Annotated in this window: 16 protein-coding genes and 1 pseudogene; 10 read left to right on the forward strand and 7 right to left on the reverse strand. The window is 71.4% G+C overall.

Annotation, left to right across the window (positions count from 1 at the left end; genetic code table 11):
- Positions 1 to 857, reverse strand: an 857-nt coding sequence (locus tag RBXJA2T_RS15135; RefSeq protein ID WP_009858281.1) for an ExeA family protein, incomplete at its 3' end; no start/stop codon positions are given.
- A 151-nt stretch (positions 858 to 1,008) separates the two neighbouring features.
- On the opposite strand from RBXJA2T_RS15135, the gene tal reads away from it, so the two are divergent.
- Positions 1,009 to 1,962 (forward strand): transaldolase, encoded by a 954-nt coding sequence (gene tal / locus RBXJA2T_RS15140; protein ID WP_009858282.1) that lies wholly within the window; start codon positions 1,009 to 1,011, stop codon positions 1,960 to 1,962.
- Entirely contained in the window at positions 1,959 to 3,548 is a 1,590-nt protein-coding gene (gene pgi / locus RBXJA2T_RS15145; RefSeq protein WP_009858283.1) for a glucose-6-phosphate isomerase, read from the forward strand. Before tal ends, pgi begins: the two co-directional genes overlap by 4 nt.
- A 4-nt stretch (positions 3,549 to 3,552) precedes the next feature.
- Here pgi and RBXJA2T_RS15150 read toward each other — a convergent pair whose 3' ends face one another.
- The 3 genes and pseudogenes from RBXJA2T_RS15150 to RBXJA2T_RS15160 all read right to left on the reverse strand — a co-directional run bounded on the left by RBXJA2T_RS15150 (position 3,553) and on the right by RBXJA2T_RS15160 (position 6,375).
- Entirely contained in the window at positions 3,553 to 4,509 is a 957-nt protein-coding gene (locus tag RBXJA2T_RS15150; protein ID WP_009858284.1) for a GlxA family transcriptional regulator, read from the reverse strand.
- Positions 4,506 to 5,063, reverse strand: a complete 558-nt coding sequence (locus tag RBXJA2T_RS15155; protein WP_009858285.1) for a cysteine hydrolase family protein — start codon at positions 5,061 to 5,063, stop codon at positions 4,506 to 4,508. Before RBXJA2T_RS15155 ends, RBXJA2T_RS15150 begins: the two co-directional genes overlap by 4 nt.
- A 114-nt stretch (positions 5,064 to 5,177) precedes the next feature.
- A pseudogene (locus RBXJA2T_RS15160) lies at positions 5,178 to 6,375 on the reverse strand (M20 aminoacylase family protein).
- A gap of 146 nt (positions 6,376 to 6,521) precedes the next feature.
- On the opposite strand from RBXJA2T_RS15160, the gene RBXJA2T_RS15165 reads away from it, so the two are divergent.
- From RBXJA2T_RS15165 to RBXJA2T_RS15175, 3 genes are read left to right on the forward strand one after another with little or no spacing between them, the layout of a single operon-like run.
- Entirely contained in the window at positions 6,522 to 8,567 is a 2,046-nt protein-coding gene (locus RBXJA2T_RS15165; RefSeq protein WP_009858287.1) for a molybdopterin-containing oxidoreductase family protein, read from the forward strand.
- A complete protein-coding gene (locus RBXJA2T_RS15170) occupies positions 8,567 to 9,646 on the forward strand; it encodes an aminopeptidase (protein ID WP_009858288.1) in 1,080 nt (359 codons plus the stop codon). The genes RBXJA2T_RS15165 and RBXJA2T_RS15170 overlap by 1 nt, the downstream gene beginning before the upstream one ends.
- On the forward strand, positions 9,643 to 9,960 hold the full coding sequence (locus RBXJA2T_RS15175; RefSeq protein ID WP_009858289.1) for a polyhydroxyalkanoic acid system family protein: 318 nt from the start codon (positions 9,643 to 9,645) through the stop codon (positions 9,958 to 9,960). Before RBXJA2T_RS15170 ends, RBXJA2T_RS15175 begins: the two co-directional genes overlap by 4 nt.
- A gap of 4 nt (positions 9,961 to 9,964) precedes the next feature.
- Here RBXJA2T_RS15175 and RBXJA2T_RS15180 read toward each other — a convergent pair whose 3' ends face one another.
- Complete coding sequence (locus RBXJA2T_RS15180; RefSeq protein WP_009858290.1) at positions 9,965 to 10,219, reverse strand: acyl-CoA-binding protein; 255 nt, start codon at positions 10,217 to 10,219, stop codon at positions 9,965 to 9,967.
- 84 nt (positions 10,220 to 10,303) lie between these two features.
- Between RBXJA2T_RS15180 and RBXJA2T_RS15185 the strand changes: the two genes are divergently transcribed.
- On the forward strand, positions 10,304 to 11,752 hold the full coding sequence (locus tag RBXJA2T_RS15185; RefSeq protein WP_029718742.1) for a wax ester/triacylglycerol synthase family O-acyltransferase: 1,449 nt from the start codon (positions 10,304 to 10,306) through the stop codon (positions 11,750 to 11,752).
- On the opposite strand, the gene RBXJA2T_RS15190 is transcribed toward RBXJA2T_RS15185, so the two are convergent.
- Positions 11,749 to 12,528 carry a tetratricopeptide repeat protein gene (locus RBXJA2T_RS15190; protein ID WP_009858292.1) on the reverse strand — a complete coding sequence of 260 codons (780 nt, stop codon included), beginning with the start codon at positions 12,526 to 12,528 and terminating at the stop codon, positions 11,749 to 11,751. The two genes, RBXJA2T_RS15185 and RBXJA2T_RS15190, sit on opposite strands and share 4 nt — an antisense overlap.
- Positions 12,528 to 13,184 (reverse strand): TetR/AcrR family transcriptional regulator, encoded by a 657-nt coding sequence (locus tag RBXJA2T_RS15195; protein ID WP_009858293.1) that lies wholly within the window; start codon positions 13,182 to 13,184, stop codon positions 12,528 to 12,530. The genes RBXJA2T_RS15190 and RBXJA2T_RS15195 overlap by 1 nt, the downstream gene beginning before the upstream one ends.
- A gap of 57 nt (positions 13,185 to 13,241) precedes the next feature.
- On the opposite strand from RBXJA2T_RS15195, the gene RBXJA2T_RS15200 reads away from it, so the two are divergent.
- From RBXJA2T_RS15200 to RBXJA2T_RS15215, 4 genes are read left to right on the forward strand one after another with little or no spacing between them, the layout of a single operon-like run.
- The gene (locus RBXJA2T_RS15200; protein ID WP_009858294.1) at positions 13,242 to 14,153 is read left to right on the forward strand and encodes an ABC transporter ATP-binding protein; all 912 of its coding nucleotides are present in this window, start codon (positions 13,242 to 13,244) and stop codon (positions 14,151 to 14,153) included.
- Positions 14,150 to 14,920 (forward strand): ABC transporter permease, encoded by a 771-nt coding sequence (locus RBXJA2T_RS15205; protein WP_009858295.1) that lies wholly within the window; start codon positions 14,150 to 14,152, stop codon positions 14,918 to 14,920. Before RBXJA2T_RS15200 ends, RBXJA2T_RS15205 begins: the two co-directional genes overlap by 4 nt.
- Before the next feature lie 57 nt (positions 14,921 to 14,977).
- The gene (locus RBXJA2T_RS15210; protein WP_009858296.1) at positions 14,978 to 15,583 is read left to right on the forward strand and encodes an ATP-dependent Clp protease proteolytic subunit; all 606 of its coding nucleotides are present in this window, start codon (positions 14,978 to 14,980) and stop codon (positions 15,581 to 15,583) included.
- Positions 15,583 to 15,843, forward strand: a complete 261-nt coding sequence (locus RBXJA2T_RS15215) for a BolA family protein (RefSeq protein WP_009858297.1) — start codon at positions 15,583 to 15,585, stop codon at positions 15,841 to 15,843. The genes RBXJA2T_RS15210 and RBXJA2T_RS15215 overlap by 1 nt, the downstream gene beginning before the upstream one ends.
- The last annotated feature ends 43 nt before the right edge of the window (positions 15,844 to 15,886 follow it).

Here is a 15,886-nt window from a genome sequence, read left to right on the forward strand (position 1 = left end):
ACCGCGGCCGCCACCGGCGCACGCGACGGCGTGGGCGCCGGCGGTGTCGTGTCGAAGACCTCGTGCGCCGCACGTTCGACGATGGCGCGGCCGATGCGCCGCTGCCCCTGGGCGTAACCGCCGAGCAGCGCCCGGTCGGCGAGCAGGTTGATGCGCCGCGGCACGCCGCCGCACAGCCGGTGCAGCGCCGCCAGCGCCTCGTCGTCGAACGGCGGTTCGCCGGCCAGCCCGGCGACCGCCAGCCGGTGGCGCACGTAGGCCGCGGTCTCGGCAGCGTCCAGCGCCGGCAGGTGGTAGCGCGCGATGACACGCTGGGCGAGCTGTTCCAGGTCGGGCCGCGCCAGCATCGTGCGCAGCTCGGGCTGGCCGATCAGCACGATCTGCAGCAGCTTGCGCTCGTCGGTCTCCAGGTTGGTCAGCAGGCGCAGCTGTTCCAGCACCTCGGGGGCCAGCGCCTGGGCCTCGTCGATGACCAGCACCGCGTGGCGGCCGGCGGCGTGCGCGGCGAGCAGGAAGCGGTTCAGCGCGTCGACGTAGGCCTTCACCGTCGCCGCGCCGGCCGGCACCTCGAGGCGGAACTCGTCGCAGACGGTCTGCAGCAGCTCCAGCGCGTCGAGCTTGGGGTTGAAGACGTAGGCCACGTCGCAGTGCGCCGGCACCTGCTCCAGGAAGCAGCGGCAGACGGTGGTCTTGCCGGCGCCGATCTCGCCGGTCAGCAGCACGAAGCCGCCGCCGCCCGACAGGCCGTAGAGCAGGTGCGCCAGCGCCTCGCGGTGCGCTTCGCTCATGTAGAGGAACCGCGGGTCGGGGGCGATCGAGAAGGGCTCGCGCTGCAGGCCGAAGAAGCTCGCGTACATCGGGGTCCGGATCGGTCGTGGGGCGTTGCGGCGCGACGGGTTGCGCGAAGACGCCTAGCATAGCGAGGCCCGGTATCGCGCTTGCTTCACGCCCGTGTCACACGCCCGCGTGTCCGCCTCCGGTGCAATCCAGACTTCACGCCGACCCGCCATGAACCAGCTCGACCAGCTCCGCCAGTACACGACCGTCGTCGCCGACACCGGCAACTTCCACCAACTCGCCCAGTTCGCGCCGCGTGACGCGACGACCAACCCGTCGCTGATCCTGAAGGCCGTGCGCCAGCCCGAGTACGCGCCGCTGCTGGCCGAGACCGTGGCCGCGCACGCCGCCCGCCCGCTCGACGAGATCGTCGACGAGGTGCTGGTGCGTTTCGGCCTGGAGATCCTGAAGGTCGTGCCCGGCCGCGTCAGCACCGAGGTCGACGCCCGCCTGTCGTTCGACACCGCGGCGACGATCGAACGCGGCCGCCGCATCGCCGCGCTGTACCGCGCCGCCGGCGTCGGCCCGGAGCGCCTGCTGGTCAAGATCGCGTCGACCTGGGAAGGCATCCGTGCCGCCGAGGTGCTGGAGCGCGAAGGCATCCACTGCAACCTGACGCTGCTCTTCGGCTTCGGCCAGGCCGTGGCCTGCGGCGATGCCGGCGTGACGCTGATCTCGCCCTTCGTCGGCCGCATCCTCGACTGGCACAAGGCGCGTGCCGGCGCCGCCTGGGACGCCGCGGCCCACAGCGGCGCCGCCGACCCCGGCGTGCAGTCGGTGACGACGATCTGGCGCCACTACAAGCGCCACGGCCTGGCCACCGAGGTGATGGGCGCGAGCTTCCGCAACGTCGGCCAGATCCTGGCGCTGGCCGGCTGCGACCTGCTGACCATCAGCCCCGAGCTGCTGGCCCAGCTGCAGGCCGCCGACGCGCCGGTCGCGCGGGCGCTCGACCTCGCCGAAGCGAAGGCCGCCGACCTGCCCGCCGTGCACCTGGACGAAGCCGCGTTCCGCTGGACGCTCAACGAGGACGCGATGGCCACCGAGAAGCTGGCCGAAGGCATCCGCGCCTTCGCCGCCGACGCCCGCGCGCTGGACGCGCTGATCGAGGAAGCAAGACGATGACACGCTGCGACCGCACCGAAGCCTGGAGCGCGCTGGCCGGCCACTACGAGGCCCACGGCCGCACGCTGGACCTGCGCGAAGCCTTCGCGCGCGACGCCTCGCGCTTCGAGGCGCTGTCGCTGCAGGCGCCGGAGGTCTTCGCCGACCTGTCGAAGAATCTGCTCGACACGGCGACGCTGCACTTCCTCGCCGATCTGGCGCAGGAGTGCGAGCTGCCGGCGCGCCGCGACGCGATGCTGGCCGGTGCGGTCGCCAACCTCACCGAAGGCCGCGAGGTCTTGCACACCGCGCTGCGTGCGCCGCTGGGCGCCGCGCCGCACGGCGAGCCGGTGCATGCGGTGCTGGCGGCGATGCTGGCCTACGCCGAGCAGGTGCGGCTGGACGCGCAGATCACCGACATCGTCAACATCGGCATCGGCGGCAGCGACCTCGGGCCGCAGATGGTCGTCGCCGCGCTCGAGTCCTACGGCGAGCCGGGCCGGCGGCTGCACTTCGTCAGCAACGTCGACGGCCACGACATCACGCCGGTGCTGGCCCGGCTCGATCCGAAGCGCACGCTGTTCATCGTCGCCTCCAAGACCTTCACGACGCAGGAGACGATGGCCAACGCGCAGGTCGCGCGGGCCTGGTTCCTGGCCCGCGGCGGCACGGTCGAGCAGATCGCGCGCCACTTCGCCGCGACGACGACCAACGTCAGCGCCGCGGCGGCCTTCGGCATCACGACGACCTTCGGCTTCTGGGACTGGGTCGGCGGGCGCTACTCGCTGTGGAGCGCGATCGGCCTGCCGATCGCGATCGCCATCGGCGCAGCCAACTTCCGCGCGCTGCTCGACGGCGCGCACGCGATGGACCGCCACTTCGCCGAGGCGCCGGTCGAACGCAACCTGCCGATGCTGCTGGGCCTGCTCGACGTCTGGTACCGCAACTTCCACGGCTTCACCAGCCGCAGCGTCGCGCCCTACCACCAGGGCCTGCGCCGGCTGCCGGCCTATCTGCAGCAGCTGGAGATGGAGTCCAACGGCAAGCGTGTCGACCTGGCCGGTGAGCCGCTGCCCTACGCCACCAGCCCGGTCGTCTGGGGCGAGCCCGGCACCAACGGCCAGCACGCCTACTTCCAGATGCTGCACCAGGGCACCGACGTGATCCCGGTGGAGTTCATCGCCGTGCGCCGGCCGACACACGCGCACGCCGACCTGCACGCCAAGCTGCTCGCCAACTGCCTGGCGCAGAGCCAGGCGCTGATGCTGGGCAAGACCGCCGAGGCGGCGCGCGGCGAAAAGGTGCCCACCGCGTCGGCGACGCTGGACCGCGACGTGCTCGCGCGCCACCGCACCTTCCCCGGCAACCGGCCAAGCACGACCTTCGTGCTCGACGCGCTGACGCCGCGGGCGCTGGGCGCGCTGGTCGCGATGTACGAGCACCGCGTCTGGACCAGCGGCGCGCTGTGGGGCCTCAACAGCTTCGACCAGTGGGGCGTCGAGCTCGGCAAGGCGCTGGCCAACGACCTGCTGCCGCGCCTGGCCTCGGGCGACACGCGCGGGCTGGACGCCAGCACCGCCGGGTTGCTGGCCAAGCTGCGCGGCTGAGGCCTCAGGCGCTGCGCCGCGCGCGCACGCGCCGCCACTGGCGCGTGCCGCCGAGGCCGGCTTCGGCGACCGCCTGCTTGGTCGCCCGGCCTTCGCGCAGCGCACGTTCGGCGAGCGCGACACGCAGGTCCTCGATCCAGGCGCGTGGGCTGCTGCCCACGTGTTCGGCGAACAGCCGCGCCAGGTGGCGCGGCGAGACATGGGCCAGCGCCGCGAGTTTCTCCAGCGGCCAGTCGGCGGCCGGGTCGTCGAGCACCGCGTCCTGCACGCGGTGCAGCGCCGGGTGCAGGTGCTCGCGGCCGGCGAGCAGCGCCGAGTGCTGCGGGTCCTCGCTGCCGCGGCGGTGGAAGACGACCATCGTCTGCGCCACGGCCGCCGCCACGGCCTCGCCGCAGACGCGCCCGACGGCGTGCAGCGCAAGGTCGATGCCGGCGGTGACGCCGGCGCTCGTCGCCACCGGACCGTCGGTGACGAACAGGCGGTTGGCCAGCACCTGGGCGCTCGGCGCCAGGCGCTGCAGCTCGCCGAGCATCTCGTGGTGCGTCGTGCAGCGCCGCCCGGCCAGCAGGCCGGCGTCGGCCGCCAGCAGCGCGCCGGCGCAGACCGTCAGCAGCTCGACGCCGGCGCCCAGGCGCGGCGCCACCGCCTCGGCCAGCCAGCGGCGTGTCGCGGCCCAGTGCGCCGGCAGCGGCTGTTGCAGCGCGCTCTCGTTGCCGCTTGGCTGGCCCAGCAGCACGACCCAGGTCTCGCGGTCGAAGCTGGCCGGCAGCGGCTCCAGCGCCGTGATCGTCGCGCCGACCGAACTCGCCGCCTGCGGCTCGGGGCCGACGTGGCGCAGCCGGAAGGCCGGCGGCCGGCCGCGGCGCTGCAGCTGCTGGTTGGCGAGGCGCAAGACCTCGGCCGGGCCCGCCAGGTCCAGCAGCAGCGTGTCGGGCAGGACGACGAAGACGATGTCGATCATGCGGCGCGGCGCAAGGCCTCCTCGACGCTGCAGATCGTCGCGAAACGCCCGGCGAGCACGGTCTCGGTACGTTCGTAGAGTTCGGCCGGGCTAAGCGTGCGGCCGGCGGGTGTCGTCATCGCGAAGGTCAGCGTGGCCTCGGTGACGTAGTCGACCTCCCAGCCTTCGTCGCTGGCGTGGCGCGTCGTCGTCTCGCAGCACTGCTCGGTGCGGATGCCGGCGACGATCAGTCGGCGGATGCCCTGCTGGTGCAGCCAGACCGTGAGCCCGGTGCCGACCAGCGCGCTGTGGCGCTCCTTCAGGAAGCTGGCCGCGGCGTCGTAGGGCGCCAGGCCGTCCAGCGGCCGCACGAGGCCGCTTTCGAGCGCGAACGGGTTGTCGGCCGTCTTCGGGCCGTCGGTGTGCAGGATGCGCACCACCGGCAGGCCGCGTTCGGCGGCGCCGGACACAAGCGCATTGACACGCGCCAGGAAGCCCGGCGCGGCCGCCGGGTCCCAGTAGGGACGCGCGGTGAAGGACTGCTGGACGTCGATCAACAGGACGGCGGTGGACATCGGAAGGCCTCGTGCGGTGGTGGATGGTGACCGCATCGTGCCTCTCGCAGTGTGCACGCGCCGGGCCCGAACCGGACGCGAGGCGGACGTTTCAGGACATCCGCTGTCGTGGCCTCAGGGCCGCGGCTGCGCCAGCCAGGCTTCGGCCAGCCGCACCCAGGCCGAGGCGCCGATCGGGATCAGCGCGTCGTTGAAGTCGTAGCTCGGGTTGTGCAGCATGCACGGCCCCAGGCCGTGGCCGGCTTCGCGGTGCGTGCCGTCGCCGTTGCCGATGACGAAGTAGCAGCCGGGCTGCTGCTGCAGGTAGAAGCTGAAGTCCTCGGCGCCCATCGTCGGCTCGAACTCGAGCACGTTGGCCGCGCCCACCACCTCGGCCAGCGTGCGGCGCACGAACTCGGTCTCGGCCGGGTGGTTGATCGTCGGCGGGTAGTTGCGGTGGAACTCGAACTCGCAGCGTGCGTCGTAGGCCGCGCAGGTCGCTTCGGCCACCTGCTGCATGCGGCGCTCCACCAGGTCCAGCACCTCGGTCGTGAAGGTGCGCACCGTGCCCTGCAGCTCGACGCTGTCGGGGATGACGTTGGTCGCCTCGCCGGCGTGGATCATCGTCGTCGAGATCACCGCGGTGTCGATCGGGCGCTTGTTGCGCGTGACGATGCCTTGCCAGGCGTTGACCAGCTGGCAGGCGACGAGCACTGGGTCGATGCCGTTGTGCGGCATCGCCGCGTGCGCGCCCTTGCCGCGGATCGTCACCTTGAACTCGTTGCTGCTGGCGAAGACCGGGCCGGTCTTCACCGCGAACTGGCCGGCTTCCAGCCCCGGCCAGTTGTGGGCGCCGAAGATCGCCTCCATCGGGAAACGCTCGAACAAGCCGTCCTGGATCATCTCGCGCGCGCCGCCGCCGCCTTCTTCGGCCGGCTGGAACACCAGGTACACGGTGCCGTCGAAGTTCCGGTTCGTCGCCAGGTGCTGGGCGGCCGCCAGCAGCATCGCCGTGTGGCCGTCGTGGCCGCAGGCGTGCATGCGGCCGGCGTGGCGGCTGGCGTGCGCGAAGGTGTTCTTCTCGGTGATCGGCAGCGCGTCGATGTCGGCACGCAGGCCGACGGCGCGCGCCGAGCTGCCGTTTTTTCACGATGCCGACGACGCCGGTCTTGCCCAGCCCGCGGTGCACCGGGATGCCCCAGCCTTCCAGCGCGGCGGCGATCAGGTCGCTGGTGCGCTGTTCCTCGAAACACAGCTCGGGGTGGGCGTGCAGGTCACGTCGCAGCGTGGCGATGCCGGCGGCGTCGGCGACGATGGAATCGATCAGCTTCATCGGGCAGGGCAGGGGACGGCCAAACGGCGATCCTAGCCCCGATCCCGCGCCGCATCGGTCGCCGGGGAGATACCGTGTCGAGCGGCGGGCCGGCGGTCGCATGGCACCATCTCGGCCTTCGCGCCGCCTACCGCCACGCTCCGACCATGAACGCCGCTCCCGACATCCGCGTCGTGCACGCCGCCTGCCCGCACGACTGCCCCGACACCTGCGCGATGCGGGTCACCGTCGAGAACGGCCGCGCGGTGCGGGTGCAGGGGGACCCGGAGCACCCGACGACGAACGGCGCGCTGTGCACCAAGGTCAGCCGTTATCCGGAGCGCACCTACCACCCCGAACGTGTGCTGACGCCGCTGAAGCGCGTCGGCCCCAAGGGCCGCGGCGAGTTCGTGCCGGTGTCCTGGGACGAGGCGCTGGACACGATCGCCGCGCGGCTCAAGGCCATCGCCGCGCGCGACCCCGAGGCCATCCTGCCCTACAGCTATGCCGGCACGATGGGCCTGGTGCAGGGCGAGAGCATGGCGGCGCGTTTCTTCCACCAGCTTGGCGCCTCGCGCCTGGACCGCACGATCTGCGCCTCGGCCGGCAGCGAGGCGCTGCTGGCGACCTACGGCATCAAGGCCGGCATGCACGTCGAGCACTTCACCGAGAGCCGGCTGATCCTGATCTGGGGCAGCAACTCGATCACCTCGAACCTGCACTTCTGGACCATCGCCCAGGCCGCCAAGCGCCAGGGCGCCAAACTCGTCTGCATCGACCCGCGGCGCACCGAGACCGCCGAGAAGTGCCACGAACACCTGGCGCTGCGCCCGGGCAGCGACGGCGCGCTGGCGCTGGCGCTGATGCACGAGCTGATCGCCCACGACTGGCTGGACCACGACTACCTGGAACGCTACGTCGACGGCTGGCCGGCGCTGCGTGAACGTGCGCTGCAGTGGCCGGCCGAACGTGCTGCCGCGGTCTGCGGCCTGACGGTCGAGCAGATCCGCGGCCTGGCGCGCGACTACGGCACGACGAAACCGGCGGCGATCCGCCTGAACTACGGCATGCAGCGTGTGCACGGCGGCGGCAGCGCGGTGCGCCTGATCGCCTTGCTGCCCTGCCTGACCGGCGCCTGGCGGCATCGCGCCGGCGGTCTGCTGCTGTCGGCCTCGGGCTGGTTCGCCGGCCGGCGCGACGACGCCTGGCTGCAGCGTCCCGACCTGCTGGCCGGCCGCCAGCCGCGCACGATCAACATGAGCACGATCGGCGGCGACCTGCTGCGCGAAGCCTCGCCGGCCTTCGGCCCGCGCATCGAGGCCGTCGTCGTCTACAACAGCAACCCGGTGGCGGTGGCGCCCGAGAGCCGCAAGGTCGTCGCCGGCTTCGCACGCGAGGACCTGTTCACCGTCGTGCTCGAGCATTTCCTCACCGACACCGCCGACCACGCCGACTTCGTGCTGCCGGCGACGACCCAGCTCGAACACTGGGACGCGCACACCGCCTACGGCCACACCTACGCGCTGCTGAACAAGCCTGCGATCGAGCCGGTGGGCCAGGCGCGCTCCAACGCCGCGATCTTTCGTGCGCTGGCTGAACGGATGGGTTTCGACGACCCGTGTTTTGCCGACGACGACGAGACGCTGGCGCGGCGCGCCTTCCTCGCCGACCGTGTCGATCTCGACTCACTGGAGCGGCGCGGCTGGGCCCGGCTGGACGTCGCCGAGGCGCCGTTCGCCAACGGCTTCCCGACACCGTCGGGCAAGGCCATCGTCGACGTGCCGGGGCTGGGTGTGCCCGACCACGTGCCGAACTACGAGTGTGCGGAGACGACGCCCGAGCTGGCAGCGCGTTTCCCGCTGGCGATGATCTCGCCGCCGGCGCGCCACTTCCTGAACTCGACCTTCGTCAACGTGAAGAGCCTGCGTGCCGTCGAAGGCGAGCCGCTGCTGGAGATCCACCCCGACGATGCCGCCGCACGCGGCATCGCCGACGGCGCCGAGGTGCGGGTGTTCAACGAACGTGGCGAGTACCGCTGCGCCGCGGCGGTCAGCACACGCGCGCGGCCGGGCGTCGTCGTCGGCCTGGGCGTCTGGTGGCGCAAGCTGGGCCGCGACGGCACCAACGTCAACGAGCTGACGCACCAGCGGCTCACCGACATCGGCCGCGCGCCGAGCTTCTACGACTGCCTCGTCGAGGTGGCGGTCGCCTGATGCGCGGGCGCCGGGCGGGCGGGGTCGCGGTGCTGGCCGCCGTGACGGCGCTGGCCGGCTGCAGCAACGTCGGCTACGTCGCCCAGGCGCTGCAAGGCCACCTGGACCTGCTGCAGCGCTCGCGCCCGGTCGAGGACTGGCTGGGCGACCCGGCGACGCCGCCGGCGCTGCACGCCCGGCTGGAACTGGCGCAACGCCTGCGGGCCTTCGCCGTCGCCGAGCTGAAGCTTCCCGACAACCGCAGCTACAAACGTTATGCCGAGCTCGACCGCAAGGCCGTCGTCTGGAACGTCGTCGCCGCGCCCGAGCTGTCGCTGACGCTGCAGACCTGGTGCTGGCCGGTGATGGGCTGCGTCGGCTACCGCGGCTACTTCCGGCGTGACGGCGCCGATGCGCTGGCCGCCGAGCTGAAGGCCGAAGGCCGCGAGGTCTGGGTCTACGGCGTGCCGGCCTATTCGACGCTGGGCTGGAGCGAATGGCTGGGCGGCGACCCGCTGCTGTCGACCTTCATCGGCTGGTCCGACGGTGAACTGGCGCGGCTGGTGTTCCACGAGCTCGCGCACCAGGTCGCTTACGCGCCGGACGACACGCCGTTCAACGAATCCTTCGCCACCGCGGTTGAGCGCCTGGGCGTGCGGCGCTGGCTGGACACCCAGGCCGACGCCGCGGCACGCGCCGAGTACGAACGTTTCGACGCCCGCCGGCGCGCTTTCCGCGCGCTGGTCGGCGAGACGCGCGAGGCGCTGCGCACGCTGTACGCCAGCGACGCCGACGAGGCGACGAAGCGCGCCCGCAAGGCCGAGCTGATGGCCGCGATGCGCGCGCGCCACGCGGCGCTGAAGGCCGGCGAGTGGGCGGGTTATGCCGGTTACGACGCCTGGTTCGACAATGCGAACAACGCGGCGCTGGGCGTGCAGGCGGCCTACGACGAGTGGGTGCCGGCGTTCGAGCGGCTCTTCGAGGCCGAAGGCGCCGATTTCAAACGGTTCTATGCCGAGGTGGCGCGGCTGGCCGCGCTGCCCAAGGCCCAGCGACGTGCGGCACTGGCCGCCGCCGCGGCGACAGGAGTTGAAGAGTGAGCGACATCCGCATCCGACGCGAACACGACCTGGGCCTGGACGTGGCCCGTGCAGTGGCCGACGACTGGGCCGAACAGTGCCGTACCCAGTTCGACATGCAGTGCAGCGTGCGCCGCGGCGAGAGCAGCGACACGGTCGAGTTCCGCCGCAGCGGCGTCAACGGCCGCCTCATCGTCGCCGCCGATCATTTCGACCTCGACGCCAAGCTCGGTTTCCTGCTCGGCGCCTTCAGCAAGACGATCGAACGCGAGATCCGCAGCAACCTCGACCAGCAACTCGCCCGCCACGCGGGCGACGCGAAGAAGCGCGGCTGAAGCCTTACTTCAAATCCTCGATGAGGTCGATGTATTCCTGCATCGCCTCGTTCGCGCTCTTGCCCTTCAAGCCCGCCCAGGCGTCGTACTTCGCCCGGCCGACGAAGTCGGTGAAGCCCGGGCGGTCGCCTTCGACGTCGCCGACCGTGGCCTGCTTGTAGAGCGAATAGATCTTCAGCAGCGTCGCGTTGTCGGGCTTGGCCGGCAGCGACTTGCTCTCCGCGACGGCCTTTTCGAACGCAGCCTTGAGTTGCGGCATGGTGCAGGTCTCCTCTGACCCGTGATCCGGGCTTGACGCTCCCGATGTTAGCGGCCATCGTGCCGCGAAAAAGCGGAGGAGCGCATGAGTCTTGACGCCGAGCGCATGTCACGCGTGGACACCGCGTGGCTGCGCATGGACAACGACGTCAACCTGATGATGATCGTCGGTGTCTGGCTGCTGGAGCCCGGCATCACGCTGGCGGCGCTGCGGCGGCGTGTCGAGGAGCGCTTCCTGCGCTACGCGCGTTTCCGCCAGCGCGCCGTGCCCGACCTGCTCGGCGCCTCCTGGGTCGAGGACGATGACTTCGACCTCTCGCGCCACGTCGTCACGACGAAGCTGCCGCGCCGCCGCGGCCAGGACGAGCGCGCCGCGCTGAAGACCTTGTGCGCCGAACTCGCCGCGACGCCGCTCGACCCCCAGCGCCCGCTGTGGCAGTTCCACCTCATCGAGCGCTACGAAGGTGGCTCGGCCATCGTCGTGCGCCTGCACCACTGCATCGCCGACGGCATCGCGCTGATCTCGGTGATGCTGTCGATCACCGACGGCGGCGCCGAGCCGCCGAAGCACCCGCAGCACGCGCATGGCCACGACCACTCGCATGAACACGACTGGCTGGCCGACGCGGTGCTGCGCCCGATCACCGACCTGACGGTCAAGGCGATCGGCATGTACGGCAACGGTGTCGCCCGCTCGATGGAGATGCTGGCGCACCCGCAGGCGCCGCTGTGGGGCTCGCTCGCGGTGGCGCGCCACGGCTGGCAGGTGGTGCACGACGCCGCGTCGCTGGCGCTGATGGCCGACGACTCGCCGACCGCGCTGAAGGGCAAACCCGGCGGCCTGAAGGCCGTGGCCTGGAACGAACCGCTGCCGCTGGACACCGTCAAGGCCGTCGGCAAGGCGCTGGGCTGCTCGATCAACGATGTGCTGCTGGCCTGCGTCGCCGGCGCGATCGGCCGCTACCTGCACGAATGCGGCGACGACCCGGCGGGCAAGGAGATCCGGGCCATGGTGCCGGTGAACCTGCGGCCGATGGACAAGGCCTGGCAGCTGGGCAACCGCTTCGGCCTGGCGCCGCTGGTGCTGCCGATCGGCATCACCAACCCGATCGAACGCGTCTACGCGGTGCGCCAGCGCATGGCCGAGCTGAAGGGCAGTTACCAGCCGCTGCTGGCCTTCGCGGTGCTGGCGATGGCGGGTTTCCTCGTCAAGCCGGTGCAGGACGCGGTGCTGAACCTCTTCGCACGCAAGACCACCGCGGTGATGACCAACGTGCCCGGCCCGCGCGAGCCGCTGAAGTTTTGCGGCTCGACGCTGCGCCAGACGATGTTCTGGGTGCCGGCCTCGGGCGACGTCGGCCTGGGCGTCAGCGTGCTCAGCTACGGCGGCGGCGTGCAGTTCGGCCTGATCGCCGACACTGCGCTGTGCCCCGACCCCGAGGCCATCGTCGAACGTTTCGAGCCCGAGTTCGAGAAGCTGCTCTGGCTGACGATGATGCTGCCCTGGCCGGGCGAGGACGGCGCGGCCGCCTAAACCGCCGCCTGCAGCGCCAGCTTCGCCGCCTCGACTTCCAGCCGTTCGATCGCGTCGGCCGGCACGTGGCGTGCTGCGTCGGCCAGCAGCCGCCGGGCCTCGGGCCGCGCGGCCTCGCCTTCGAGGATCAGCAGCCCGCGCGCGACCTCGACCTTCACGATCGCGCTGGCCGGGTTCAGCGCCAGCGCCTGGCGGTAGTGCGCCAGGCCCTTGACGGCGTCGGCGCCTTCGGTCATCGCCAGCAGCCGGCCGACGCGCGCGATGGCCTCGGCGTGGAAGGTGGCCAGCGCCAGGTGGGCTTCGGGGTGCTTCGGCGCCAGCTTCAGCGTGTGTTCGAGCGACTGCCGCACCTGCGGCGCCAGACGTTCGGCGACCAGCTTCAGCAGGTCCAGCGACTCGGCGCGGCGCCCCAGCGCGTAGGCGTGCCAGAACCAGCCCGCCGGGTTGGCGGGCTCGGCCTTCTGCTGGGCAAGGGCACGGCGCGCGACCTCGTCGACCATCGCCAGCCGCGTGCGTTCGGTGCGTTCGAGGTAGGTGGCCTGCAGCGCCTGGGCCTTGTTGGCCAGCGTGACGCCGGCCGGCCCCAGCGCCAGCGCGGCGTCGTAGGCGGCGCGGAACTCGCCGGCATGGAGCTTCGCCCAGGCCGCGAGCAGCGCCGCATCGCGTGGCAGCGGCTCGGCGTCGCCGACATGCAGCCGTTTCCAGCGCCGGCGCAGCGCCGCCGGCTCGTAGACGTAGCCCGGGTCGGGCCAGGGGAAACGCACCCAGCGCGCCATCAGGCGCGGTAGGGCGCGGCCAGCGCGTTCAGGTGCGCGCGCGACTCGGCGTCCAGATAGGGCAGCAGCAGGCTCATCGTGTGCCAGGCGCCACGCGCCAGCGCCGCGCCGGCGCCTTCGGGCTCCAGCGCCCGGCGCGGGTCGCGCACGTATTCGTAGCTCAGCCAGTAGGTCAGCACGACGACCATCGCGGTGGCCAGCGGCTCGGCCTCCTCGGGTGTCAGCTTCACCGCGCCGGCACCCGACAGCCCGGCCAGCAACTCACGCACCGCCTCGCCCTTGTGGCGCAGCACGAACTGGAAGTGCGTCTCCAGGCGCCGGTTCTTGCTGAGCAGGTCGTTCAGGTCGCGGTACAGGAAGCGGTACTGCCAGACCAGCTCGAAGAACATGTGCAGGAACAGCCACGCGTCCTCGACGTTGCGCACGCCGTCGGCGGCACGCAGCAGCTCGTCCAGCGCACGTTCGTAACGGTCGAACAGCGCGTTGATCAGCTCGTCCTTGGCCGGGTAGTGGTAGTACAGGTTGCCGGGGCTGATGCCGAGCTCGGCCGAGATCAGCGTCGTGCTGACGTTCGGCTCGCCGAACCGGTTGAAGAGGTCCAGCGTCACCTCGAGGATGCGTTCCGCGGTGCGCCGCGGCTTCTTGGGCGTCGGCATGGTGCGGCGCATTGTGCACCGTGGGGTCTGGGGTGCGCTGCCTACAATCCGCCCCCCATGCCCGCTGTCCGTTTCGACCACGTCACCAAGACCTTCCGCGGCGCACGCGGCACCGTCCAGGCCCTGGACGGCGTCAGTTTCGACATCGAGCCGGGCGAGTTCTTCGGCCTGCTCGGCTCCAACGGCGCCGGCAAGACGACGCTGATCTCCATCCTCGCCGGGCTGGCGCAAGCCAGCGGCGGCCGCGTCGAGGTCATGGGCCACGACGTCGTCACCGACTTCGCCGCCGCGCGCCGGGCGCTGGGCATCGTGCCGCAGGAGCTGGTCTTCGACCCGTTCTTCAGCGTGCGCGAGACGCTGCGCATCCAGAGCGGCTACTTCGGCCTGAAGCACAACGACGACTGGATCGACGAGCTGCTGGCCAACCTCGGCCTGGCCGACAAGGGCGGCGCCAACATGCGCCAGCTCTCCGGCGGCATGAAGCGGCGTGTGCTCGTCGCCCAGGCGCTGGTGCACCGGCCGCCGGTCATCGTGCTCGACGAGCCGACCGCCGGCGTCGACGTCGAGCTGCGCCAGACGCTGTGGCACTTCGTCGCACGCCTGAACCGCGAAGGCCACACGGTGCTGCTGACCACGCATTACCTGGAAGAAGCCGAGGCGCTGTGCGGCCGCATCGCGATGCTCAAGCAGGGCCGCGTCGTCGCGCTGGACCGCACCTCGGCGCTGCTGTCGGGCATGGCGAGCACGATGCTGCGCTTCAAGACCGACGCCGCGCTGCCGCCGGCGCTGGCGGCGCGCGCCCGCGTCACCGGCCGCATCGTGCAGCTGCAGGCGCGCGACGCCGCCGAGGTCGAGCACGACCTGGCCACGCTGCGCCAGGCCGGCGTCGCTGTCGAGGACCTGGAGATCGGCCGTGCCGACCTCGAGGACGTCTTCCTCGGGATCATGGGCGGGGAGGGCGCACGATGAGCGGCATCGACCTCGCCGGCGCCGGCACGCTGTTCCGCAAGGAGGTGCTGCGCTTCTGGAAGGTGGCCTTCCAGACCGTCGCCGCGCCGGTGCTGACGGCGGTGCTGTACCTGCTGATCTTCGGCCACGTGCTGGAGGACCACGTCGAGGTCTTCCCCGGTGTCGGCTACACGAGCTTCCTCGTGCCCGGGCTGGTGATGATGAGCGTGCTGCAGAACGCCTTCGCCAACACCAGCTCGTCGCTGATCCAGAGCAAGATCACCGGCAACCTCGTCTTCCTGCTGCTGACGCCGCTGTCGCACTGGGCCTGGTTCGTCGCCTATGTCGCGGCGTCGGCGGTGCGCGGGCTGGTCGTCGGCCTGGGCGTGCTGCTGGTCACCGTCTGGTTCGCGCCGCTGCACCTGGCCGAACCGTGGTGGGTGCTGGTCTTCGCCGCGCTGGGCGCCGGCATGCTGGGCGCGCTGGGGCTGATCGCCGGGCTGTGGGCGGAGAAGTTCGACCAGCTCGCCGCGTTCCAGAACTTCATCGTCATGCCGATGACCTTTCTGTCGGGCGTTTTCTACTCGGTGAAGTCGCTGCCCGGCGTCTGGCAGGCGGCGAGCCACCTGAACCCGTTCTTCTACATGATCGACGGCTTCCGCCGCGGCTTCTTCGGCGCCAGCGACGTCTCGCCCTGGCTCAGCCTGGCGGTCGTCGGCACGAGTTTCGTCGTCGTCTCGGCGATCGCCTTGCGCCTTCTGGCGTCGGGCTACAAGCTGCGTTCATGACGCCCGCCGCGGCGGCCTGAGATAATCGCCTTCCAACCCCTGCACGAGCCTCCGAGCATGACGCACATCCACGCCGCCTGCGACGCCAAGCCTGCCGACAAGGACGCCGCCAAGCCCGCCGGCGGCCTGCAGGAACAGCTGTCGTTCAAGTCGCGTTTCGTCCTTGTCTTCGGCGAGATCGACGACAAGCTGGCGCGCGCCACCTGCGAGCGCCTGATCGCGCTGTCGCAGGACTCCGACGCGCCGATCCACATGCTGATCAGCAGCCCGGGCGGCCACGTGGAAAGCGGCGACGCGATCCACGACATGATCCGCTTCATCAACGCGCCGGTGACGACCATCGGCAGCGGCTGGGTCGCCAGCGCCGGCACGCACATCTACCTGGCCGCGCCCAAGGAGCGCCGGGTCTGTCTGCCGAACACGCGTTTCATGATCCACCAGCCCGCCGGCGGCGCCGGCGGCCGGGCCACCGACATCGCGATCCAGGCCAAGGAAATCATCAAGACCCGCGAGCGCATCGCGCGTGTCGTCGCCACCCAGACCGGCCAGAAGATCGAGAAGGTCATGGCCGACATGGAGCGCGACTACTGGATGAGCGCCGACGAGGCGATCGCCTACGGCATCGTGTCGCGCGTCATCGAACGCCAGTCGGAACTCGCCTGATGGCCGAGCCGACCGTCGCCGAAGTCCGCGGCTACATCGAGGCCGGGCTGCCCTGCGAGCACCTGCAGGTCGAAGGCGACGGCCGCCACTTCTTCGCCACCATCGTCTCGTCGGCCTTCGAGGGCCTGAACCGCGTGCGCCGCCACCAGCGGGTCTACGCCGCGCTGGGCGATAGAATGCGCGAGCAGATCCACGCGCTGTCGATGAAGACGCTCACGCCGGCCGAGTACTCGGCCCAAGGCGCCACCCACCACCCCTGACACGGCACCTGCGGCGCGCCGCGGGTGGCCGCGTGCTGCGCTG

Source organism: Rubrivivax benzoatilyticus JA2 = ATCC BAA-35 (genome assembly GCF_000190375.1).
Taxonomy (GTDB): domain Bacteria; phylum Pseudomonadota; class Gammaproteobacteria; order Burkholderiales; family Burkholderiaceae_C; genus Rubrivivax; species Rubrivivax benzoatilyticus.